The organism is Kitasatospora sp. NPDC054795 (assembly GCF_053611565.1).
On record NZ_JBSHAP010000068.1, the window covers coordinates 1 to 20920 of the forward strand.

Sequence of the window (20920 nt, forward strand, 5' to 3'; positions counted from 1 at the left end):
GCCCCGGACACCCTCAGGTGTCCGGGGCCCACTGCCGTACCGGGTCCGCTGCCGGACCGGGCCCACCGCCGGACCGGGCCCACCGCCGTACGGGGGCTCAGTGCCGGGCCGGGCTCACTCCTCGCCGGCCAGCGTCATCCCGGCCAGCTTCACCGAGGCGAACACCGTCGCCGCGACGGTGACCACCAGCAGCAGCGGCACCGCCGCCGCGAGCGAGACGTCGGAGCTGATCGCGTTCTGCCCGGCGACCGCCTCGGCCACCGAGCGGCCCCACTGCTGGATGCTCAGCGTGCGGGCGCCCTCGACGAAGTTGCCGACCGTCGACTCCCAGATCAGGGCGTACGCGAGCCCGGCCACCACCGCGTGCCGGGTGACCACGCCGAGCAGCAGGAACAGCGCGCTGTACGCGGCGCCGGCGACCAGCACCGCCACGGTGTAGCCGAGCGCCACGCCGTCCTGGGTGCCGACCAGCAGCAGCCCGGCCAGCAGCGTCGGGACGACCGAGAACAGCCAGGTGACACCGATCGCGACGACCAGCTTGGTGGTGACGATCCGCCACCGGGGCAGCGGCTTGGCGAGCAGGTAGACGATCGAGCCGTCGTCGATCTCGTTGGCGATCACCCCGGTGCCGACGACCAGCCCGAGGATCGGGATCAGGGTGCCGAGGCCGAGGGCCCCGAGGACGTTGCCGGCCGTCTCGTGGGGGTCGGCGCTGGACACACTGGCGATGGCCGCGACGATCAGCAGCAGGGCGGGGACCACCAGCAGCAGCAGGCCGCGGCGGCGGCCCAGCAGCCCGCGCAGGGTCAGCCTGGCGACGGTGGGGTTCATGGTCGGTCCGCCCCTTCCTGGGCAACGACGGTCCTGGCGGCGGTGCTCACGTGCCCGCTCATGCGGAGACCAGGTAGGAGAAGACGCTCTCCAGCGATTCGTCCGCCGGGGAGACGGTGTACAGCCGGATGCCGGCATCCCGGGCGACCCTGGGCAGCAGGGTGGTGAAGCCCTGGAAGTGCACCGCTTCGATCCGCAGCGCCCGCTCCCGCTCGTCCACCTCGATGCCGGTGGTCGAGCCGTCGGCGATCAGCGCGGCGGCGAGCCTGCGGTCGTCGCTGGAGCGGACCAGGTAGCGGTGCGGGCGGTCGGTCATCAGCCGGCGGATCTTGCGGTAGTCGCCCGAGGCGGCGTGCCGTCCGGCGACCACCACCTCGATGTGCCGGGCCAGCTGCTCGACCTCCTCCAGGATGTGGGAGGAGAACAGCACGGTCCGGCCGTCCGCGCCGAAGCGGCGCAGCAGGTCCATCAGCTGGAGCCGCTGGCGCGGGTCCATGCCGTTGAAGGGCTCGTCGAGCAGCAGGACGGACGGGTCGTGGACCAGTGCGGAGGCCATCTTGACCCGCTGCTTCATGCCCTTGGAGTAGGTGCCGGTGCGGCGGTCCTTGGCGTAGGCCATCTCCACCAGGTCCAGCGCCCGGCCGGCGGCGGCGCCCGGCTGGGGCAGGCCGTGCAGTTCGGCGTTGGCGAGGACGAACTCCCAGCCGGTCAGGTAGTCGTACATCGACTCCCGCTCGGGCACCAGGCCGATCTGCCGGTACACCTGCTGGTTGCGCCAGATCGGCGCGCCGTCCAGGGTGACGGAGCCGCTGGAGGGGGCCAGGAAGCCGCTCATCATGTGGATGAGGGTGGACTTGCCCGCCCCGTTGGGGCCGAGCAGGCCGGTGATGCCGGGGCCGATGGCCATGGTGATGTCGTTGACCGCGACCACGTTCCCGAACCAGCGGGAGACCTTGTCGATGCTGATGGTGGCCATGCCGCCCTCTCAGACACTGCAGTTGAATTAGACACGGCGGTAGCGGCGCAGCAGCAGCCGGTACGAGCCGACCACCATGGCCACCGCGACGAGCGCGAACACGGCGAGGCCCAGGCCGCCCGGCGCGTGCCGGCGGTCGAATCCCTCACCGAGGCCGAACAGTTCGTTGACCAGGGACTCCACCAGGTCGGTGGGCGAGATCAGCGACATCCACTGCGCGGTGTCGGAGCCGGTCGTGCTGGGGTTGCTGATCCCGACCGCGGCGGCGCCCAGGGCGGCGCTGACCGCCAGGTAGCCCATGATGGCGGCCACCCCGAAGCCGCGGCGCGGGGTGGCGGCCGCGATCACCAGGGCGACCGAGGTCGGCACCAGCGCGTACAGGACGGCCGCGACCAGGCCGTACAGGAAGTGCCCGGTGTTGTGCCCGAAGTCCATCCCGCCGAGCAGCGCGCCGATGTACAGCACCAGCAACGGGGCCGCCATCAGCAGCAGCTGGGCGCAGACCATGGCGCCGAACTTGGCCCGGACGTAGTCGGTGCGGGTGATCGGGCGGGAGAAGTAGAGCGGGACGGTCTGGTAGCGCAGGTCCCGGGAGAGCAGTACCGGCGCCTGGGAGGCGAGGAAGACCGAGACCACCAGGCTGAGCATGGAGAGGTAGCCGGCGTACTCGACCGGCAGTTCCTCGCGCTTCATCACGACCGAGAGCGCCACCATGATCAGCGCGGGCACGGTCACCACACCCAGCACCAGCATCGGCAGCACCTTGGACTTGCCGGAGCGGCCGAGGCCGTACGCGGCGCGCAGGCTCTGGGTGAAGAGCGCGCGGGTCGCGTAGGAGCGGCCGAGCCGGGGGCCGGTGTAGCCGCGGTAGCCGATGTCGTGGATGACGCCGGTGTCGGCGGACCTGGTGTCAGGAGGCAGCGCCATCGTTCGTCCCTCCCCTGCTCTGCTCGGTGTCCTGGGAGTCGGTGAAGAGTTCGGCGACCCGGTGCCGGCGCTGTTCCAACCGGACCAGGCCGAGGCCCAGTTCGGCGACGGCGTCGCGGATGGTGTCGTACGTCGACTCGTCGGCCAGCCGGACCAGCAGCTGGTGCGAACCCTCGGACTGGACGGACAGGCCGACCGCGGCGAGCCGCTCGCGGACCGCCGGGCCCGGCTCCAGGCCGTGGTCCTCCGGGTGGTCGCCGACCTCGACCGCGAGGACGGCCGTCACCTCGGTGAAGGAGGCGGTGGAGGAGGAGCGCAGCAGCTTGCCGCCGTCGATCACGACCAGGTGGTCGCAGGTCCGCTCCAGCTCGCCGAGCAGGTGGGTGGTGACCAGCACCGAGATGCCGAAGTCGGTGTGCACCCGGCGGATCAGCCCCAGCATCTCGTCCCGGCCGGCCGGGTCGAGGCCGTTGGTCGGCTCGTCCAGCAGCACCAGCTTCGGGTCGTGCACCAGCGCCTGGGCGAGCTTGACCCGCTGCTTCATGCCGGTCGAGTAGCCGCCCATCGGGCGGTACCGCTCCTCGTAGAGGCCGACGTGCCGCAGGGTGTCCGCGGTGCGCTCACGGGCGGCGGTGGCGGGCAGGCCCGCCATCCGGGCCATGTGCACCACGAACTCGGTCGCGGAGACGTCCGGTGGCAGGCAGTCGTGCTCGGGCATGTAGCCGACCTGCGCGCGGATCTCGGACCCGCGGGTGGCGACGTCCAGGCCGAGGACCTCGCCCCGGCCGGAGGTCGCCGGGGCGAGCCCGAGAAGGATCTTGATCAGAGTGGACTTGCCCGCGCCGTTGGCCCCGACCAGGCCGACCACACCCGGCCGCACCTCGACGGTGAGCTGGTCGAGCGCGGTGACCCGGGGAAACCTCTTGGTGAGGCCGTCCGTCTTGATGACAGCTGTGGACACGCCGACCACCGTAACGGTCTTGTGCCACAGGGGTCATGAGCTCGAATGACGAGCCCGTCTGCTGCTGCGGTATGACGTCGGCCCCCCTCTCCCCTAGGGGTTCGGCAAAACCGGAACCCGCCTGTACCCTTTGTCGAACTCTTGACGCACTTGCCACATTCTTTGCCAACGGGGGTGCCGGAACAGCGTTCCGGCACGGGAGGGGATCGATCGACATGTCTGATCGGGCGACCGCGTTCGACCGGATGATGAACCCTTGGGCCTACGACGCGGACGGGAACCTGACCGACCGGGCCCGCGCCCAGGAGGCGGCCCGCACGCAGATCAACTCGGCCTCGGCACCGGGCGGCGGAGGCGGCGGGGGCGGATCCGGCTTCAGCGCCGACACCAACGCGCTGACCACCGCGGGGAACAACTCCGACCAGATCCACGCCCGCCTCAACACCGACGGCCGGGGCGCCGACGAGGCCACCACCAAGGTCTCCACCTCGCTCGCCAACTGGAGCACCGGCAAGGCCGCGGCGGGCGCCGCCGGCACCTGGGACCAGTGCGTCGCCGCGCTCGGCGGCACCATCGGGCAGACCACCCAGGCGCTGCGCGCCACCGCCACCAACTACCGCCAGAACGAGTCGGCCGTCCAGCACGACCTCGGCACCTGAGAGAAGAGCAGCGATGGTCGACTTCCACGAGCTCAGCACCGCCGACTTCGGTGTCCTGGACACCGCCGCCACCGCCTGGACCACCGTGGCCCAGAAGCTCAAGTCGATGGACGACGACTGGGACAGAACGGTGATCGCCCAGGTCAACTCCGCCTGCTGGAGCGGCCCCTCGGCCGACCAGGCCCGCCCCGGCCTGCAGCGCACCAACGAGCAGCTGACCGCCGCCGTCACCGAGGCGAACGCCTTCGCCTCGATCTTCACGGAGGCGTCGACCGAGTTCAAGGCGGCGAAGACCAAGCTGGACAAGGCGGTCGCGGAGGCCCGCACGGCCGGGCTGACCGTCACCGACAACGGCACCGTCAGCTGGCCCCCGGCCGACAACGCCACCCGGCACGACTACGAGGCCCTCCGGGACTACCAGAAGGAGTGGGGCGACAAGGCGGAGGCCGCCCGCAAGGCGATCGACGCCGCCGTCGCCGAGGCCGCCGCCGCCGACGAGCGGATCGCCTACGCGCTGCGCGCCGACAGCATGACGGACGGGCAGAAGTCCTTCAACGGCAAGGCCATCGGCGGCGGCCCCGAGGCCGACGGCAAGCGCGCCGCCCAGCTCGCCGCCAAGGGCGGGGACATCACCGAGCCCGAACTCACCGAACTGAACTCGCTGCTGGCCTCGCACGGCAACGACCCGAAGTTCGCCACCAAGTTCTACCAGGACCTCGGGCCGGACGGCCTGATCAAGTCCTGGAACGGCATGGTCGGCGACCCGGCGCACCCCCGCGACGACAAGTCCCCGCGCTGGAAGGCCTACCAGGACCTCCAGAAGAACCTGGGACTCACCCTCGCCACCGCCACCCGCACCACCAACGAGCCGCACCTGTCGGACGAGTGGTCCGCCGCGCTGCGCAAGGCCGGATCCCAGCCGGTCTGGGACAAGCCCTACCGGGCCTCCGGCCTCGACTACGTGCCGTACGGCTACCAGGTGCTCTCCGGCATCCTGATGAACGGCAACTACGACGCCCACTTCATCAACCCGATCGCCGAGCACGTCACCCAGCTCGACACCCAGGACAGGTACTGGCCGGCCCCGATGCCCGGCTCCAAGATCCAGGGCTTCAACCTGACCGGGGGCGACGAGGCGGGCTCCGGCTTCCGTCCCACCACCGCCGTCCTGGAGGCGCTCGCGCACAGCCCGGAGGCCGCCAACAAGTTCTTCACCGAGCAGCCGACCGCGTACAACCAGGACGGCACGGTCAACCAGGGCGGCAAGCCCAAGCCCTCGGACTACTTCGACTACTACGCCCACGACAAGGACTGGATCCCGGACACGACCTCGCGGGACTCCAAGGTGTGGGACGCGAGCAAGCAGGCCGGGCCGGCCGCCTTCGGCCGCGCCCTGGAGGCCGCCACCACCGGCCACCCGTACGACGAACCCGGCCCCGTCCCGCCGGAGCGGCACACCACCGAGCAGGCCGACCTGATGAAGCGGGTCGTGGACACCTTCGGCCGGCACGGCGACGACGGCGGACTGGACGACATCAAGGGCGACGGCAAGCTCGCCGCCATGCGGGGCAGCCTCGGGCACATGACCGCCGAGTACATCGGCGACGTGCAGAACGCGCTCGCCCTCACCCACGAGCTGCCGGTCAACGGCTCGCCGGCCAACCTCGGCAAGTCCTCCGTTGAGGGGCTGATGGACGCGCTCGGACGCGATCCGGAGTCCTACGGCGCCGTGGTCAACGCCAACCAGGCGTACACCACCGCCCTCATCCGCGGCCACATGGACGGCGGGCAGACCGACTTCGCCCGGCTCAACGTCGACATCAACAACATCGCCCACGCCGGCGGGATCACCAGCGGCATCCTCAACGAGGCCCGGGTCGACGAGGTGCACTACAAGCACGCCGAGTCCGACAAGGAGTTCAACGAGGCGCTGGAGAAGAACGTCGGCTACGGCAAGGACGCCTTCAGCGCCGTCATCGGCACCGTGACGGACAAGATCCCGCTGGGCGGCGAGGTCGCGGACCAGATCATCGACTCGATCGCCGAGAGCGTGATCGAGGCCAACAAGCAGGACACCACGGCGGCCGGCGACCAGACGGCGCGCGACGAGAACGCGAGTGGGCAGAACCAGGCGGTGGGCAGCGTCAAGCAGGCCGTCAAGGACGCCGGCGGCACCTCCGGGATGAGCCGCGAGGACGTCAACCGCCTCGCCGAGAGCGCCGGGATCAACGTGATGAACGGCTACAGCAACGGCGTCGTCAACAACCACGTCAACCACGCGAAGGGCGGCGCGTGAAGGACCTCGCGGCCCGGTGGGGCCGCTTCCTGACGAACCGGTGGGGGTGGCGCCTCGACAGCCGGTGGTGGCTCCCCCGCGTGCTGGTCCTCGCCGTGGCGGGGGCCGGGACCGTCGGCTACCTGGACTGGCGGGGCCACCGCCCCGCCGACCCGCCCGGCCGGGCCGCCCACCTCTGCCGGATGCCCACCGGCGCCGGCACCCCGCTCGCGCGGCTGCTGCCCGACGGCGGCCAGGACGTGGAGGAGCGGACGAAGGCCCTCATCGGCCAGGACCCGCAGACCTGTGTCATCCGGGTCGACGGACGCGGCGCGATCACCTTCACGTCCGTCCGGCGCCAGGGCGAGCTCGCCCTCACCGCCGAGGGTGCCAAGCACCCGGAGGCGCGCGGCTTCGACATCGCCGGCCTCGGCACTTCGTGGCCGGGCGGCGCGGCCGTGGCCGCGAGCTGCCTGGGCGGGAAGTACACCTCGAACGACTACGTGCAGCTGGAGGTCACCGCCGGGGAGGCCGCCCGCGCCTCCGGCGACGGCGGCCGGGCCGACCTCGAAGAGCTCACCCGGGCCGCGCTGGTGGAGGCGAGGAAGGACCGGTGCTCATGAAACGCTCCCAGGCGCTGCTCGCCGGCACGACGGCACTGCTGCTCGGCGGCGGCCTGCTCGGCTGGCACCTGTACCTCGACCACGCCGCGTACCGGCCACCGGCCGTGTCCCTGTCGCACGGGGAGTGCCGGGGTCTGCTGGACGACCCGGCCGTCGCCGAGCTGCTGGGCCGGGCCCCCCGGGTCTTCGCGGTCACGGAGTACACGTCGGCGACGGCCGAGGTCAAGCCGTCCCTGCACTGCCGGATCTCCGGAGAGGACGGGCGGTCGCTGACCGCCGACGCGGAGTTCGGGGACGTGCGGTCCGGCGGCGACACCCTCGGAGCGGCCGCCTTCGGCTGCTCGGTGAACGGCCGGACCGAGGCCTACCGGGCCGTCCTCAGGATCACCGCGAAGGACGGCGGGCACCTTCCCGACGGACCCGGCCGGAAGCGGATGGGAGAACTGGCGGGCGGCTTCGCCGAGCGGGCCGCCGAACGGCAGCTCGGCTGCGCGGGCGGCGCCGAACGGCTCGAAGTGATGTGAGCCGGCCGGCGCCGCTCCCGGCGCCCGTCAGCTGTGGGCCCGCTCCCACAGCTCGGTGACCTTGCCGGAGGCGTCGATCGCCACCTTGTAGTCGCCGGCCGAGCAGGGGTACGAGCCCTTCTCGTTGTGCGGCGCGGCGAGGCACTCGTTGACGTGCTTCACCAGGTCGGCCAGGTTGACGTCCTTCGGCGGGGCCAGCACCGAGCTCAGGTGACCCTTGGCGGTGGGCGCGAACGGGGCGCTCTTGTCCGCGCCCACCGGCTCGAAGACGACGTCGTTCACGCCGCAGGCGTCCTTGGTGTCCTTGTAGACCAGGGTCGTCGCGCTGGTGCCCTTCGCCGGGTAGACCCACTTCTGCCCGGCGGGCAGCGGCCCGTGGGTGCAGAAGCCCTCCGGCTCGCCGTCGGCGGACGGCGTGCCCGTCGCGGCGGGCTTGCCGGTCCCGGCGGGCTTGCCGCTCGGCGCCTGGCTCGCGGCGCCGGCCGGGGCGGCGGTGGGCGCGCCGGAGGCGGCGGTGGTCGCCCCGCCTCCCGCGCCCTGGTCCGCGCTGTCGTCGGGGCCGCAGGCGGCCAGGCCGAACGCCGCGGCGGCGACCAGGGCGGTGGCGAGAAGTCTCCTGGAGCCGGAGCCGGAGCTGGAAGAAGGCATGACGAAGGAACCCCCGTGGTGACGCATGATCAGTTAGGTGATGCGGCCGACAGACTAGCGCCCCGGACGGACGCCCGCCCCGCCGACGGGGCTCAGCCCAGCCGGGCGAGGCCCTCGGTGGCGATCTCCTCGAAGACGGCGAGGTCGTTCTCGAAGATCGAGTCGGGAATCGGCCAGTGGATCACAAGCTCGGTGACGCCCAGCTCCCGGTAGGTGCCCGCCCAGTCCACGAAGGCCTCCACCGACTGCAGCGGCTTCTCCGCGGTCGAGCCCTGGAGCAGCACCTTCTCCAGCGTCGCGACGTCCCGGCCCCGCTCCTCGCAGGCGGCCGTCAGCTTCTCGATCTGCCGCGCGATCACGCCGGGCGCCTGCTCGACGGGCACGTCCGCCGGGCCCTTCGGGTCGCCGTACGTCACCCAGCCCTGCCCGTGCTCGGCGGCCAGCCGCAGCCCGCGCGGGCCGGTCGCCGCCACGTAGAACGGCAGCCGCGGGCTCTGCACGCAGCCGGGGACGTTCCGCGCCTCGACCGCCGAGTAGTACGTGCCCTCGCGCGTCGTGGCGTCGCTGCGCAGCAGCTCGTCCAGCAGCGGCACGAACTCCCCCAGCCGGTCCGCCCGCTCCCTCGGCGACCACGCCTCCTGCCCCAGCGCCGTCGCGTCGAAGCCCGTCCCGCCGGCCCCGATCCCCAGCGTGAACCGGCCGCCGGACACGTCGTCCAGCGTGATCAGCTCCTTCGCCAGCGTCACCGGGTGCCGGAAGTTCGGCGAGGTCACCAGGGTGCCGAGGCGCAGCCGCTCGGTGGCGCAGGCCGCCGCCGTCAGCGTCGGCAGCGAGCCGAACCACGGCTCGTCCTGGAAGGACCGCCAGCTCAGGTGGTCGTAGGTGTACGCGGCGTGGAAGCCGAGCTCCTCGGCCCGCCGCCAGATCTTCTGCCCTTCGCTCCACCGGTGGACGGGGAGGATCACGGTACTCAGTCGCATGCTGCGACGATACTCGCGCGAACCGGAGGGGCTTCGGACCGCTCGCAAGTCGGCACGAGCAGGTGGGCTAGCGTGGCGCCATGGGCACGCTGAGCAGGCGAGAACTGACCGCGCTGGTCGAGGAAGCGACGGTCGACACCTACGACGAGCACGAGGAGGTGTCGGCTCTGTTCACCGCCGTCGAGGAAAACCTGGCCGTTCCGTTCAGCACCTCGGTGCTGGGCGCCGAGGTGACCGTGCGCAGCGTCGACCTCTCGCGGGACGGAAGAATCGTCGCCCTGTGCACCCGCGGTGGATTCCGGCAGGCGATCGGGCTCCTGGATCTTCCGTTGCCGGACCCGGCGCCGGACGGAGCGGAGTGGGTCGAGGCATATCGCCATTACTGGGCGCAGTGAGCGTCGGAACCTTCAAGACCGAGAGAGCTCTCATGACTGTCGCTGTACGGAGCGAGGACGAGGCGTCGTTGCGGCGCCTGATCGAGCGAAGTTCCGAACTGAAGGGCGAACTCGTCGCCTTCGCCCAGAGCGCGCGGTTCGACCGGTGGTTGACGCCCCTCCTCCTGGAGGCCGCCGGGCCTCAGCGGCAGTTGGGGGAAGGCGATGCGATCCGGATCGTCGACAACTTCATTCTGCGGTACCGCTTGCCGGACGGTTCTACCGTGGTGGACCGGTTCGTGGCCGGACGACGGGGCTTGACCGAGGCAGATCGGGAGATGCTGCTCGGCTGGCGTGACCCGGTCGAGGGCGTCTTCGAGATCCGGCGCAAGGACGGGGACGCCGTCGTCCTGCTGAACCTGGTCGACGACCTGGAGTACCGCACCTACTCGAACGTCGGGCGGGCGGCCTTCCGCGGAGTGTCCAAGGGAGGCTTCCTCCTCGCCTGCGTGGTGCCCGTGCACTCGGCGGACGGGGCGTGGCTGATCTCCGGGGCGATGTCGTCCTACCCGAAGTCCAGCGCCACCGAGATCGCCCGGGCGGCACTCCAACTGGCCACCAGCCACCCTGAACTGGTCTTCCGCAACCCCGAGAAGATCGAGCAGGGATGGGAGTCGATGCGGGAGGACCGGGCCGCGTTCGTCGAGTTCTGCGGCAGCGACGAACTGGTCCTTCCCCCTGCCGAAGTCGAGGACCGGCTCAACGCCTACTACCGGCACCGGCAGGAGGCCGCCGTCGCCGAGCATCCCGACCGGGCCCGGGGCAGGCGGCTCCCCGGCCTGGCCTTCCCGGCCTTCGAACTGCCGCGAGGACTCGCCGAATCGGACACGGTCGGCGTCATCTACGACGAAGTGGACGGGCTCAACTTCTACCCGGACTACGGGATGCTGCGGGACCTCTTCGCCGATCCGGCCCTCCCTGGCCGCAGGCAGCACCAGGACCTGCTGTGCGTGTACCTGCGCGAGGAGTCGATTGCACCGCTGCCGCTCCGCCGCCTGGCCGCCGCCCACCCGGAGACCGTCGACGAGGTGTTCCGGAAGCTGCTGCGGAAGCCCGGATTCACCTGGGACGAGCACGGCGAGGAGCTGCTGCGCCGGCGCAAGCCCTGGTACTACGAGCAGGAGCCCCGCCCGGGCGTTTCCGTGATCGGTGAGCGCCTCAGCGAACTCGCTGCTGGCGGCCGTCGGCAGAGGTTCACCAGGACACGGCGTGTGCCGGATCGACCCGGCCACCCGTGACCGAGGCTGGTTTTCGGTGATCAGTAGCGACCCATGTGCGGCATGGCCTTCTCCGCCAGCTCGATGATCGCCTGTGCTTTCGGCAGATCTCCCCTGACCTCCTCGGGGGTGACCGGCGGAGCTTCGGCAGATCGGTATTCGCTCTCGTTCCGGCGGACACGCATGCGGCTGAACGGTCGCAGGATGCCTCCGAGTGGCGGGTCCAGCTGCGCCTTCACCGTCTCGTAGAACGCGACATGGCCGCCCCTGCTCGTGGCGCGAAGTCCCTGGTTCACCAGGACCGCCGCAAGCGCCTTGCGCGCAGCGTCGCAGGCAAGGCTGTAGGCACCGACCGGGTCGACATCGAGGAGCATCCTTGCGGAGGCCAAGTGCTGTCGGGCCTGGGCGAGTTCCGCCTCCGCATGCTCCGTCGAGGCCGGCACCCTCTCGACCTCCTTGCGATGGATCAGGTCGTCAACGACGGTCCGGCCCTGCTCCCAGCGGCTCATTCGCCGTTCTCCTCACGTAGGTGCAGGCGGACCAGCGGTCGCTCACGGACCGAGGTCAGGAAGGGTTCGTCACTCGGCGATGCCCATGCCTCTGGAGCGACACGGTGGACGTTGACCTCCCGGCGCAACTCCCGGGAGGCACGTTCGGCGAGATCGAAGAGTTCGTCCGGATCGGGGCGTCCGACGACAAGGACGTCGACGTCTGCTGGGATCGGTCCGGGCACGCCGCTGTGGCGGGCTGCCCAGGAACCGTAGATGTACGCCTCGTCGATGCCGTCGAGGTCGGCCAGGAGCGAACTCAGTCGAGGCAGCGGCCCGTACGTCACCAGCAACAGGTCGCACAGCGGCCTGTACAGAACGGTGTCGGTCCTGGCTGTGATGACCCGGGTTCGTCCGACCCGCTCCTCCGCAAGAATCTCCGACCCGATCAGCCGGTCCACCTCTCGGAGGACGGCTGTGTGCGAGGCCCCCAGTTCCCCGGCAAGGCCGGTGAGCGTCCAACTGCGATCCGGGTGCAACAGCACGAGTGCCAGGAGGTCCCCTTGCAACTGGGACCGGAAGAGCGGAAGTAGCGAGGGCGCAGACATCTTCATTAAGCGCAGAATATCATGCGCGCAATGCAGATATTTCTCATCAAATACGACTACTGCGCAGGTCAGGCCGCGATGGGTGAACGAGGCTTGACCGAGGTCACCAGGGTGCCGAGGCGCAGCCGCTCGGTGGCGCAGGCCGCCGCCGTCAGCGTCGGCAGCGAGCCGAACCACGGCTCGTCCTGGAAGGACCGCCAGCTCAGGTGGTCGTAGGTGTACGCGGCGTGGAAGCCGAGCTCCTCGGCCCGCCGCCAGATCTTCTGCCCTTCGCTCCACCGGTGGACGGGGAGGATCACGGTGCTCAGCCGCATGCCACCGGCCCTACGGCAGCCGTCGGCGGCCGGGCCTGCCCGTCGGGGCCGCCGTTCGGGCCGGTGCGGACCGGCTCCCTGTCGGATTCAACGCTGCAGCCAGCTCAGCAGGGTCGTCGCCGCGAACACCGTGCCCGACGCCAGACAGACCGCGCGCGGGGTCAGCCACCCGGGGCCTTCCGGGGCCCGGGACTGCGGGACCGGAGCCAGCAGCGCGTCCGCGAAGGCCTGGGCGGTCGGCGGTCGGTCCGCCGGCTCGACGGACATCGCGGTCCGTAGCAGCAGGGCGACGTTCGGCGGGAGCTCCGTTCCGGCCGGGAGCGCCGGCAGCGTCGAGGCGGCCGGCCCGCCGGTCATCAGGGCTGTGGCGCGTCCGCCCGGGCCGAACGGCTTCTGCCCGGTCAGCAGCTCGTAGGCCACGACGGCCAGCGCGTACACGTCGGCCCTCCCGTCGAACCCGCCGGTCTGGAAGGCCTGTTCCGGTGCCATGTACGCGGGCGTGCCCGTGGTCACCGTCAGCCCGGACGCGTCGGCCAGTTGCTTCGCGCTGCCCAGATCCGCCACCAGCACCGCGGCGGGCGCGGGGCCGGTGGCGAGCAGCAGGTTGGACGGCTTGACGTCGCGGTGCACCACGCCCGCCTCGTGCAGGACCTGGACCGCGTAGCCCGCCTCCGCGGCCAGCCGCAGCGCCTCCTGCGGTTCGCACTGCCCGACCCGGTCCTCCAGGGTGCCGCCGCGTACGTAGTCCATGACGAAGTAGGGCCGGTCCTCCTGCACCCCGACGTCGTGCACCCGGACCACCCGGGGGCTGGCGATCCGGCGCAGCAGCCTCGCCTCCGCCAGGAACCGTTCGCGCACATCGGCGTTGGCGGCCCAGTTCTCGGCCAGCACCTTCACCGCGACCTCGGTGTCGAGCTCCGGATCGTAGGCCTTCCAGACCGTCGCGAAGGAGCCGGCTCCGAGCCGCTCCAGGAGGAGGTAACGGCCGAGCTTGCGCATGTGGCAGCATTCTGCCGGAGTCGGGGGGAGCGCGGAACTCCCGTTCGACGGTGGGGTGCCGGGCGGGACGAAACGGGGGGATCCGGGTGTTCGAGGAAGGCGAGCTGGAACGGCTCGTGGCGGCTGCTCAGGCAGGCGACCCGGGGTCGATGGAGTACCTGCTGGCCAAGCTGCGGCCGGTGGTGCTGCGCCGCTGTTCGCGCTTCCTGCCCCACCACGCCGACGCGGAGGAGGCGGCGCAGGACGCGCTGCTGTCCGTCAGCACGCACCTGGGCCAGTACGGCGGCCGCGGCTCCTTCCAGGGCTGGGTGACGGTGATCGCCTCGAACGCCGCCCGGTCCGCCTACCGCTCGATGCGCCGGCGCGCCGAGGACAGCCACGCCGACCTCCCCGAGTCCGTCGACCCACGCACCACCAGCGTGATCGCCGGGACCCGGCTCGACCTGATGGAGGCGCTGGCCGCGCTGGAGCGGCAGCACCCCACCCTGGTGGAGGCCTTCGTGCTGCGCGACCTGGGCGACCTGACCTACGTCCAGGTGGCCGAGCAGCTGGACGCCCCGTTGAGCACGGTGAAGGACCGTATCGACCGGGCCCGCCACTTCATGCGCGAGCGCCTGGTCACCGGTCCGTGAAGGGCGGTCCCGCGGCGGGCGGCGGCCACTCCGTCGTCCGGCTCCGGTCCGCCGTCGCCGCCCTGGTGGCAGCCGCCGCGCTCGGGCTGGCGACCGGCCGATTCGTCCTGCCGCCGCCCCCCGGCGCCGCCGCGCCCCCGGCAGCACGGTCGGGTGCCGCGGTCGGCGGGGCGTCCCAGGGCGCGTCCGCTCCCGCGACGCCCGGCGGGTCCGGCCCGACGCCCGCGTCCTCGGCCTCCGGCTCCGCCTCGCCGACCGGTGCGACCGGTGCGACCGGTGCGACCGGGCCGGTGACGACCGCGAATCTTCTGGAACCCGCGGCGTTCGGCCCGGACATCGGCATCGAGCGGATCCGCGTCACCGACCGGTACGGCGACGGGAATTACGCCAACTCGGCCTGCTCCGGCGAGAAGACCCTCACCCAGACCCTGGGCGGGCAGGGTGCCCACTTCCGCGGGCTGACGACCGGCACCCGCACCAGCCCGGACGATTCCACGCTGTCCGCCGAGCGCGGCGGACAGGTCGCCCGCGAGGTCGCCGCCGATGCCCGGAGCCCTTCCCTGGCACAGAACTTCGCCGAACGCCTGCTGCTGGAGCAGGTGCCCTGCCAGGAGGCAGTGCCAGGGCACTGGGTCTACGGAAGGACCACAACGCTGCGGCTCGCCCCGGACGTCACCGCGAGCTGGATGGGCACCTACCAGGGATCCCTCAACACCAGCGGCACGGCGCCCGAGGGCAAGGAGCCCTGCGGCGGCATCGCCGTACTGCGCAGCGGCAACCACTACGGGGTGCTGGAGGTCGATGCCTGCCTGGGGACGGCCGCGATGGACCGCGTCGTCAGGACCGCTCTGTCACAGCTGTGAAACAGCCGCTCCGGGCTCCGGCTTTCCCTCCCCCGGCGGCATCTCCCCGGTTGTACGAGGACGCAGCAGGCGTCCCGACCAGCAGGGGGACCAGATGACCGAGAACCAGGCCGTCCAGCAGAAGTCCGTTCGCCGCAACCGGGTCGCCGCCGCGGCCTGCTTCGCCGCCGCACTGATCACGGCCGGCGTCGTCGGCACCCAGCCGGCCACCGCCGACGGGACCGCGCAGCGCGCCGCGGTCGCCGCGCACCCGGTCACCGCCGCCCACCCGGCCGCGGTCGCCGCGCCCGGACTCGGCTCCGCCGGCCTCGTCCAGAGCGAGGACTTCCCGCAGGGTCTGAACCCGGTCGGCGCGACCATTGCGCTGACCGGACGCGAGGGCCTGTCCGCGTGCTCCGGCGAGGAGACGATGCGCGACCTGACCGAGGCCAAGGCCACCGCGTACGCGTCCGTGACCTGGACCTTCGCCACCGACGGCCGACTGTTCGAGTCGGCCGCGAGCGCCCCCACCGGGACCGCGGCAGCCACCTGGGAGCAGCAGCTCGTCGCGCTCGTCCAGACCTGCCAGGACGAGCCCGCCGGCCACTGGCACTACGGCGCGGCCCACACCCTGACCGTCCCCGGCGGCACCGCCCGCTGGTACCCGGCCTACAACGGCGACGGCACCGTCAGCGGCGGGGTCGCGGTCCTGCGCAGCGGCACCAGGGTCGCCGTCGTCGAGCTCACCGGCCGGCCCACCGACGCCTCGAACGACGTCGAAGGCATCGCCACCGCGGCACTGAAGCGCCTCTCCTCCTGAACGGGAGCCCCCGCTCCGCCCGCGCCGCCGGGCGGAGCGGGCCCCGAACCACCCGGCACGGCACATATCGCAGCACGGTCGGGGCCAGGAGCATCCCCGGCTGCGTGCGGACCCCGCGGGTCTCCTTCCACGTCGCCGCGGGCGGCCCGCACGGGCCGGGGCCGGCGGCCGGGTGCGGGCGCTCGCGCGGCGGCGCTACGGGTGCGGGCGGGTGCGCTGGGCGGGCAGGGACGGGGCGCAGGTGCGGCGGGCGAGTTCGGCGAGGGTGTGGAAGAGGACGTCGCCGAGCAGGACCGGGTCGCGGGAGGCGTCGGACGCCCGCGGGTCGCGGGTGTCGGGGCGGGCGGTCGGGGGCGGCTGGTCGCGGAGCTGGCGTGTGGGCATGGCTCTTCCTGCCGACGGGGTGGCCGTGGGCAGTCATTCCCGGCGTGGCCGGCCGGGCACCCCGGGGGCCTGGGGATCGGCCGGAAACGGCGTATGAAGGGCTTGATCACGGCGCGGACGGCCGGTGGGCGCGGGGCCGGGCCGGTGACCCTGCCGCGCCGATGGGCGAAGATGGACCGGTGACCGAACCCCGTACCGCGCCCCGCCTCATCGCCACCGACCTGGACGGCACCCTGCTCTGCTCCGGTGGCACCGTCACCGACCGCACCGCCGCGGCGCTGGCGGCGGCCGAGGCGGCCGGGGTGCAGGTGGTGTTCGTGACCGGGCGGCCGCCGCGCTGGATGCAGCAGGTGAGCCCGCACATCGGCGGCCACGGGGTGGCGATCTGCTCGAACGGCGGCGCAGTGGTGGACGTGCGGCGCGGCGAGCTGCTGGAGACGTTCCCGCTGCCGGTGGAGACCACCCTGGCGGTGGTCGAGGCGCTGCGGGCCAAGCTGCCCGGTACCGCGTTCGCCTTCGAGCACCCGGGCGGCTGGGCCCGCGAGCCCGGGTACGCGGTGCCGATGTGGGGCGACGAGCTGGAGCACGAGGTCGGCACGGCGGAGGAGCTGCTGGGGGCCGGCGGGTCGGTCCGGGGCCTGTTCAAGCTGCTGGCCAAGCACCCGGACCTCGACCCGGACAAGTTCCTCGCCGAGGCCAGGGAGGCGGCCGGGCACCTGGCCGAGATCACCCGCTCGGCGGCGATCCCGCTGCTGGAGATCAGCGCGCCCGGCGTCACCAAGGCCAGCACGCTGGCCCGCTGGTGCGCCGGGCGCGGGATCGACCGGAGCGGGGTGGTGGCCTTCGGCGACATGCCGAACGACCTGGAGATGCTGGCCTGGGCCGGCACCGCGTACGCCGTCGCCAACGCGCACCCGCAGGTGCTGGCGGCGGTGCCGCTGCACACCCTGAGCAACGAGCAGGACGGCGTCGCGGCGGTGCTGGAGCGGCTCCTCGGCCGGTAGGACAACGGGAACCGCTCCGGCCGGGAACGGCCGGAGCGGTCAGAACGGTCGCAGCGGTCGCAGCGGTCGCAGCAGTCGCAGCAGTCGGACCGGCCTAGCCGAAGCGGCCGTTGACGTAGTCCGAGGTCCGCTGGTCGCGCGGGCTGCCGAAGATCTGCTCGGTCGGCCCGGCCTCGACGATCCGCCCCGGGGTGTCGTGGGTGGCCAGGAAGAACGCGCAGGTCTGCGAGACGCGCTGGGCCTGCTGCATGTTGTGGGTGACGATCACGATGGTGAGCCGCCCGCGCAGTTCGGCGATCGTCTCCTCGACCCGCCGGGTGGAGGTCGGGTCGAGCGCGGAGCACGGCTCGTCCATCAGCAGGATGTCCGGCGAGACGGCCAACGACCGTGCGATGCACAGGCGTTGCTGCTGGCCGCCGGAGAGCGCCCCGCCCGGGGTGTGCAGCCGGGTGGACACCTCGTCCCAGAGCCCGGCCCGGCGCAGGCTGGTCTCGACCAGGTGCTGGCGCTCGTCCTTGGACACCTTGATCCCGGCCAGCTTGAGCCCGCTGGAGACGTTGTCCTGGATGGACATCGCCGGGAACGGGTTGGGCCGCTGGAACACCATGCCGATCCGGCGCCGCACCTCGGCGGGCCGGCGGCCGGGCCGGTAGACGTCGTCCCCCTCCAGCAGCACCTCGCCGGAGAGGGCGGCGCCGCGCACCATCTCGTGCATCCGGTTGAGGATCCGCAGGTAGGTGGACTTGCCGCAGCCGGACGGGCCGATCAGCGCGGTGACCTCGCCGGCCGGCATCGCCAGCGAGACCCGCTCCAGGACCTTGCGGCTGCCGAACCAGGCGGAGACGTCGCGGGTCTCCAGTCCGGCGAGCGGCTCGTCGCCGGGGTGGCCGTCCGCGTACCGCCGGTCGGCGTACGGGGCGGGGGCGACCGGGGGGAGGGTGATGGTGTCGGCGACCGGGTCGGCCGGTGAGGGGGCCGTCATCGGGGTTTCGGTCAGTGGTGCGTCGGTCATCGGAACGGTCCTCCGGGCGCGCGTCAGTAGAGGTTGGGCAGCAGGGCGGCGGCGTTCTCGTAGACCGCCCAGAGCAGCGCGCCGACCACCGGCGCGAGGCTCAGGTACGCGGCCGAGCGCCGCCAGTACCGGGCCAGCAGCAGGGCGCCGGCCACCGCGCCGAGCAGGCCGAGCGACCACAGCTGGAGCGTGGCCAGCGCGCCCTTGTCCGCGGCCAGTGCCTTGTCGTACGGGACGGTCGCGGGCCGGCCGCCGGGGTTCTGCTGCGGGTCGCCGTCCAGCCGGGCGCCGATCAGCACGGTGGAGCCGGGGATCCAGTCGGAGTCGCCGGTGACCAGCACCATCCGGTTGCGGGCCTGGTCGACGATCGGGTGGTCGCCGTCGCCGTACACGTTGACGGTGTAGGTGAACGTGCCCTGGCCGGTGGTGGCTTCGATCTTGTCGCCGACCCGCAGCCTGGACAGCTCGGCGAACGGCGCGCCGAAGGTGGCGCCGCGGCCGAAGACTACGGCGACCCCGCGCTGGCCGGGCAGCGCGGTGTCCCGGCGGTGGCCGGGGCCGCGCATCAGGTCCCGGCCGGTGGTGCCCTCGACCACCACGGCCCGGTGCAGGCCGATCGCCGGGATGTCCAGCAGTGCCACCGGGTCGCCGTCGGCGGCCGCGCCGGTCGGGGCGACCGCCCGGGCCAGCTGGTCGCGGAAGGTCTTGTACGCGGTGGACTGGTAGTGCTTCTGCTGGACGTGCGAGAGCGTGAACAGGTACCCGACGAAGCCGAGCACCAGGGTCGCGGCCAGGCTGACCGCCCAGGCGCCCTGGAGGAACCGCCGCCGCCCGGGGGAGACGGCGGGCCGGGACGGGGCGGTGGGCCCGACGGGGGCGGCCGGCTGCTCCGGCGCGCTCGGCGCGACCGGCTTCTCCAGCACCGGGGCCGTCACGAGGCACCGCCCGAGCCGTTGCGGCGGCGCAGCAGCCGGCGGCCGAGCAGCGGCGGGACGAGCACCACGGCGAGCAGTTCCAGCGCGGTGAGGGAGGACAGCATCCAGTCCTCGGGCTTGCCGCTGACCTCGACCACGTTGGCCGCCACCTCGGTGGCGGCGCCGCCGCGGCCGCGGGCGACCACCTGGCCGGTCTGCGGGTCGACCACGTCCTCGGTGGCGTCGCCGGCACCGGGCGCGTTCGGGTCACCGCTGGCCGCGACGCCGGCCGCGTTCGGGTCGCCGGCACCGCCGGCCGTTCCCGCGCCCGCGCCGGTACCGGCGCCACCCGCGCCGCCGCCGGTACCGCCGCCGGAACCACCGGACCCGCCGGCGCCTCCGGAACCGCCCGCCGCACCGCCGGAGCCGCCGGCCGCGCCGCCGGAACCGCCCGTGCCCGAACCGGTCTTGACCGGCTGGCCGTTCTGCACGGTGCAGTCCAGCGGGGTGCCGGCCTTGTCGCAGGGGCTCGGCATCGGGGCGTTCTTGAGGACGGTCAGCTCCCCGGCCGAGTTGAAGGTCGGGTTGGCGCAGTTGGAGAGGGTGTTCGGGTCGACCGGGCTGGCGTTGCCGGGGATGTTCCTGGTCTGCAGCAGACCGCCCTTGACCAGGCCGCGCGGGATCGGCGAGTAGCCGAGGTCGTCCGCCTTGCCCTGGCCCTCGCACAGCACGTACGAGAGGAAGCGGCTGAGGGCGGAGCCCTTGTCGTTGTTGAAGCGCGGCGGCGGCGGGTTGGCCGCCCCGGCCCGCGGCACGATCAGGTAGCTGTAGCTGGAGATCGGGTAGGCGCGCGGGTCGTCCATGGTGTAGACGCCGTCGAGGTTCTGCTGCAGGTAGTTCGGGTCGTCCGCCGGGGTGCCGTCGTCCACGCCGCGGATCTTGGCGGCGGTGAGCGCGACGGCGACGTTGGAGGCGGTCGGCAGCGCGTAGTAGCCGGCCTGGTTGAGCACCTTCACGACCGGCCAGTTGCTGCGCTTGGCGAACGCGTACTCGTCGTAGCCGATGGTGCCGACGTTGCCCGGGGACTTGATGTAGCCGGCCACCACGTCGGAGCCGTTCTGCGCGACCATCCGGCCGGACGGCGGGAAGAACTCGGTGTAATCACCGCAGCTCACCCCGTTGACGGCCTTGCAGTAGGACTCCCACTGGTCCTTGTGGGTGTGCTCCATCCAGCGGGTGAACTGCGCGGTGGCGCCGGAGCCGTCGGAGCGGATCACCGGGGTGATCTGCAGGTTGGGCAGTGCCTTGCCGTAGTCGCTGGTGACCTTCGGGTCGTTCCAGTTGGTGATCTTGCCGGTGAAGATGTCCACGATGGTCTGCGGGGAGAGCCGCAGGTCGCGGACCTGCTTGCCGCCGACCACCAGGTTGTACATGAAGGTGGTGCCACCCGCGGTGATCGGCACGTAGGAGTAGCCGTAGACCGGGTTCTCCCGCTCGCCGCCGCCGTTCGCGTGGCCGTTCTGCCCGAGGCCGGTGTCCGGCGAGGAGCGGAACGGCACGTCGGAGGCGGTGAAGTCGTCCTGCCCGATCGACCACTGGGTGCGGCCGGCCGCCGAGCCGACCGGGTTGAAGTTGATCTGGATGCCCTGCGGGGACACGTCCTGGCGCCACTGGTCGATGGCGGGGCCGGCCCAGCTGGAGCCGTCCGCGCTCAGCGAGATCGAGGCGGCGTGGGCCGGGGTCTGCCCGATCAGCAGGGAGGCCGTGGCGAGCGACAGGGACATGGCCCCTGCCAGCAGCCGGGCCGTGGAGCGCCTTGCGGCCTCCCGGAACATGTGAACTCCTCGG

At 72.4% G+C, this 20920-nt stretch carries 23 protein-coding genes and 1 pseudogene; 10 read left to right on the forward strand and 14 right to left on the reverse strand.

Going from position 1 to position 20920, the window contains the following annotated elements; genetic code table 11:
- Positions 1–114 precede the first annotated feature (114 nt).
- From ACWGJO_RS23840 to ACWGJO_RS23855, 4 genes are read right to left on the reverse strand one after another with little or no spacing between them, the layout of a single operon-like run.
- A complete protein-coding gene (locus tag ACWGJO_RS23840; RefSeq protein ID WP_452186647.1) occupies positions 115–831 on the reverse strand; it encodes an ABC transporter permease in 717 nt (238 codons plus the stop codon).
- Positions 832–889: 58 nt separating this feature from the next.
- On the reverse strand, positions 890–1807 hold the full coding sequence (locus tag ACWGJO_RS23845; RefSeq protein ID WP_452186649.1) for an ABC transporter ATP-binding protein: 918 nt from the start codon (positions 1805–1807) through the stop codon (positions 890–892).
- 27 nt (positions 1808–1834) lie between these two features.
- A complete protein-coding gene (locus tag ACWGJO_RS23850) occupies positions 1835–2734 on the reverse strand; it encodes an ABC transporter permease (RefSeq protein ID WP_452186651.1) in 900 nt (299 codons plus the stop codon).
- Positions 2718–3695 (reverse strand): ABC transporter ATP-binding protein, encoded by a 978-nt coding sequence (locus tag ACWGJO_RS23855; protein ID WP_452186653.1) that lies wholly within the window; start codon positions 3693–3695, stop codon positions 2718–2720. Before ACWGJO_RS23855 ends, ACWGJO_RS23850 begins: the two co-directional genes overlap by 17 nt.
- A gap of 215 nt (positions 3696–3910) precedes the next feature.
- Here ACWGJO_RS23855 and ACWGJO_RS23860 point away from each other — a divergent pair, with 215 nt between their 5' ends.
- The 4 genes from ACWGJO_RS23860 to ACWGJO_RS23875 are packed head-to-tail and all read left to right on the forward strand — an operon-like array spanning position 3911 to position 7776.
- On the forward strand, positions 3911–4354 hold the full coding sequence (locus ACWGJO_RS23860) for a hypothetical protein (RefSeq protein WP_452186655.1): 444 nt from the start codon (positions 3911–3913) through the stop codon (positions 4352–4354).
- Positions 4355–4367: 13 nt separating this feature from the next.
- Entirely contained in the window at positions 4368–6650 is a 2283-nt protein-coding gene (locus tag ACWGJO_RS23865; protein WP_452186657.1) for a hypothetical protein, read from the forward strand.
- On the forward strand, positions 6647–7252 hold the full coding sequence (locus ACWGJO_RS23870; RefSeq protein ID WP_452186659.1) for a hypothetical protein: 606 nt from the start codon (positions 6647–6649) through the stop codon (positions 7250–7252). Before ACWGJO_RS23865 ends, ACWGJO_RS23870 begins: the two co-directional genes overlap by 4 nt.
- On the forward strand, positions 7249–7776 hold the full coding sequence (locus ACWGJO_RS23875; protein ID WP_452186660.1) for a hypothetical protein: 528 nt from the start codon (positions 7249–7251) through the stop codon (positions 7774–7776). The genes ACWGJO_RS23870 and ACWGJO_RS23875 overlap by 4 nt, the downstream gene beginning before the upstream one ends.
- 27 nt (positions 7777–7803) lie before the next feature.
- Here the strand turns inward: ACWGJO_RS23875 and ACWGJO_RS23880 are convergent, their stop codons facing one another.
- Both ACWGJO_RS23880 and ACWGJO_RS23885 read right to left on the reverse strand, forming a co-directional pair.
- Positions 7804–8424, reverse strand: coding sequence for a hypothetical protein (locus tag ACWGJO_RS23880; RefSeq protein ID WP_452186662.1), 621 nt, complete (start codon positions 8422–8424; stop codon positions 7804–7806).
- A 92-nt stretch (positions 8425–8516) separates the two neighbouring features.
- Entirely contained in the window at positions 8517–9404 is an 888-nt protein-coding gene (locus tag ACWGJO_RS23885; RefSeq protein WP_452186664.1) for an LLM class flavin-dependent oxidoreductase, read from the reverse strand.
- Between the two features lie 80 nt (positions 9405–9484).
- Here ACWGJO_RS23885 and ACWGJO_RS23890 point away from each other — a divergent pair, with 80 nt between their 5' ends.
- Both ACWGJO_RS23890 and ACWGJO_RS23895 read left to right on the forward strand, forming a co-directional pair.
- A complete protein-coding gene (locus ACWGJO_RS23890) occupies positions 9485–9799 on the forward strand; it encodes a hypothetical protein (protein ID WP_363571795.1) in 315 nt (104 codons plus the stop codon).
- Positions 9800–9831: 32 nt separating this feature from the next.
- Entirely contained in the window at positions 9832–11076 is a 1245-nt protein-coding gene (locus ACWGJO_RS23895; protein WP_452186666.1) for a hypothetical protein, read from the forward strand.
- Positions 11077–11096: 20 nt separating this feature from the next.
- Here ACWGJO_RS23895 and ACWGJO_RS23900 read toward each other — a convergent pair whose 3' ends face one another.
- The 4 genes and pseudogenes from ACWGJO_RS23900 to ACWGJO_RS23915 all read right to left on the reverse strand — a co-directional run bounded on the left by ACWGJO_RS23900 (position 11097) and on the right by ACWGJO_RS23915 (position 13464).
- Positions 11097–11564 carry a hypothetical protein gene (locus ACWGJO_RS23900; protein WP_452186668.1) on the reverse strand — a complete coding sequence of 156 codons (468 nt, stop codon included), beginning with the start codon at positions 11562–11564 and terminating at the stop codon, positions 11097–11099.
- Entirely contained in the window at positions 11561–12157 is a 597-nt protein-coding gene (locus tag ACWGJO_RS23905) for an ArsR family transcriptional regulator (protein WP_452186670.1), read from the reverse strand. The genes ACWGJO_RS23900 and ACWGJO_RS23905 overlap by 4 nt, the downstream gene beginning before the upstream one ends.
- A gap of 71 nt (positions 12158–12228) precedes the next feature.
- Positions 12229–12465: pseudogene (locus ACWGJO_RS23910) on the reverse strand (LLM class flavin-dependent oxidoreductase); the annotation flags it as partial.
- Positions 12466–12552: 87 nt separating this feature from the next.
- Positions 12553–13464, reverse strand: coding sequence for a serine/threonine-protein kinase (locus tag ACWGJO_RS23915; protein ID WP_452186672.1), 912 nt, complete (start codon positions 13462–13464; stop codon positions 12553–12555).
- Positions 13465–13550: 86 nt separating this feature from the next.
- On the opposite strand from ACWGJO_RS23915, the gene ACWGJO_RS23920 reads away from it, so the two are divergent.
- The 3 genes from ACWGJO_RS23920 (at position 13551) to ACWGJO_RS23930 (ending at position 15758) form a co-directional block, all read left to right on the forward strand.
- Entirely contained in the window at positions 13551–14096 is a 546-nt protein-coding gene (locus tag ACWGJO_RS23920; RefSeq protein WP_452186674.1) for an RNA polymerase sigma factor, read from the forward strand.
- Complete coding sequence (locus ACWGJO_RS23925; protein WP_452186676.1) at positions 14093–14959, forward strand: hypothetical protein; 867 nt, start codon at positions 14093–14095, stop codon at positions 14957–14959. Before ACWGJO_RS23920 ends, ACWGJO_RS23925 begins: the two co-directional genes overlap by 4 nt.
- Before the next feature lie 94 nt (positions 14960–15053).
- Positions 15054–15758 (forward strand): hypothetical protein, encoded by a 705-nt coding sequence (locus tag ACWGJO_RS23930; protein ID WP_452186678.1) that lies wholly within the window; start codon positions 15054–15056, stop codon positions 15756–15758.
- 195 nt (positions 15759–15953) lie between these two features.
- On the opposite strand, the gene ACWGJO_RS23935 is transcribed toward ACWGJO_RS23930, so the two are convergent.
- Positions 15954–16142, reverse strand: a complete 189-nt coding sequence (locus tag ACWGJO_RS23935) for a hypothetical protein (RefSeq protein ID WP_359898072.1) — start codon at positions 16140–16142, stop codon at positions 15954–15956.
- Between the two features lie 161 nt (positions 16143–16303).
- Here ACWGJO_RS23935 and ACWGJO_RS23940 point away from each other — a divergent pair, with 161 nt between their 5' ends.
- Positions 16304–17146: an HAD family hydrolase gene (locus tag ACWGJO_RS23940; RefSeq protein WP_452186680.1), complete on the forward strand. Its 843-nt coding sequence runs from the start codon at positions 16304–16306 to the stop codon at positions 17144–17146.
- 94 nt (positions 17147–17240) lie between these two features.
- Here the strand turns inward: ACWGJO_RS23940 and ACWGJO_RS23945 are convergent, their stop codons facing one another.
- Genes ACWGJO_RS23945 through ACWGJO_RS23955 form a run of 3 tightly spaced genes read right to left on the reverse strand, consistent with a single transcriptional unit; the run spans position 17241 to position 20907 of the window.
- Positions 17241–18158 carry a phosphate ABC transporter ATP-binding protein gene (locus tag ACWGJO_RS23945; protein WP_452186682.1) on the reverse strand — a complete coding sequence of 306 codons (918 nt, stop codon included), beginning with the start codon at positions 18156–18158 and terminating at the stop codon, positions 17241–17243.
- Between the two features lie 23 nt (positions 18159–18181).
- The gene (locus ACWGJO_RS23950; protein WP_452186684.1) at positions 18182–19093 is read right to left on the reverse strand and encodes a sortase; all 912 of its coding nucleotides are present in this window, start codon (positions 19091–19093) and stop codon (positions 18182–18184) included.
- On the reverse strand, positions 19090–20907 hold the full coding sequence (locus ACWGJO_RS23955; protein WP_452186686.1) for a phosphate ABC transporter substrate-binding protein PstS: 1818 nt from the start codon (positions 20905–20907) through the stop codon (positions 19090–19092). The genes ACWGJO_RS23950 and ACWGJO_RS23955 overlap by 4 nt, the downstream gene beginning before the upstream one ends.
- Between the last annotated feature and the right edge of the window lie 13 nt (positions 20908–20920).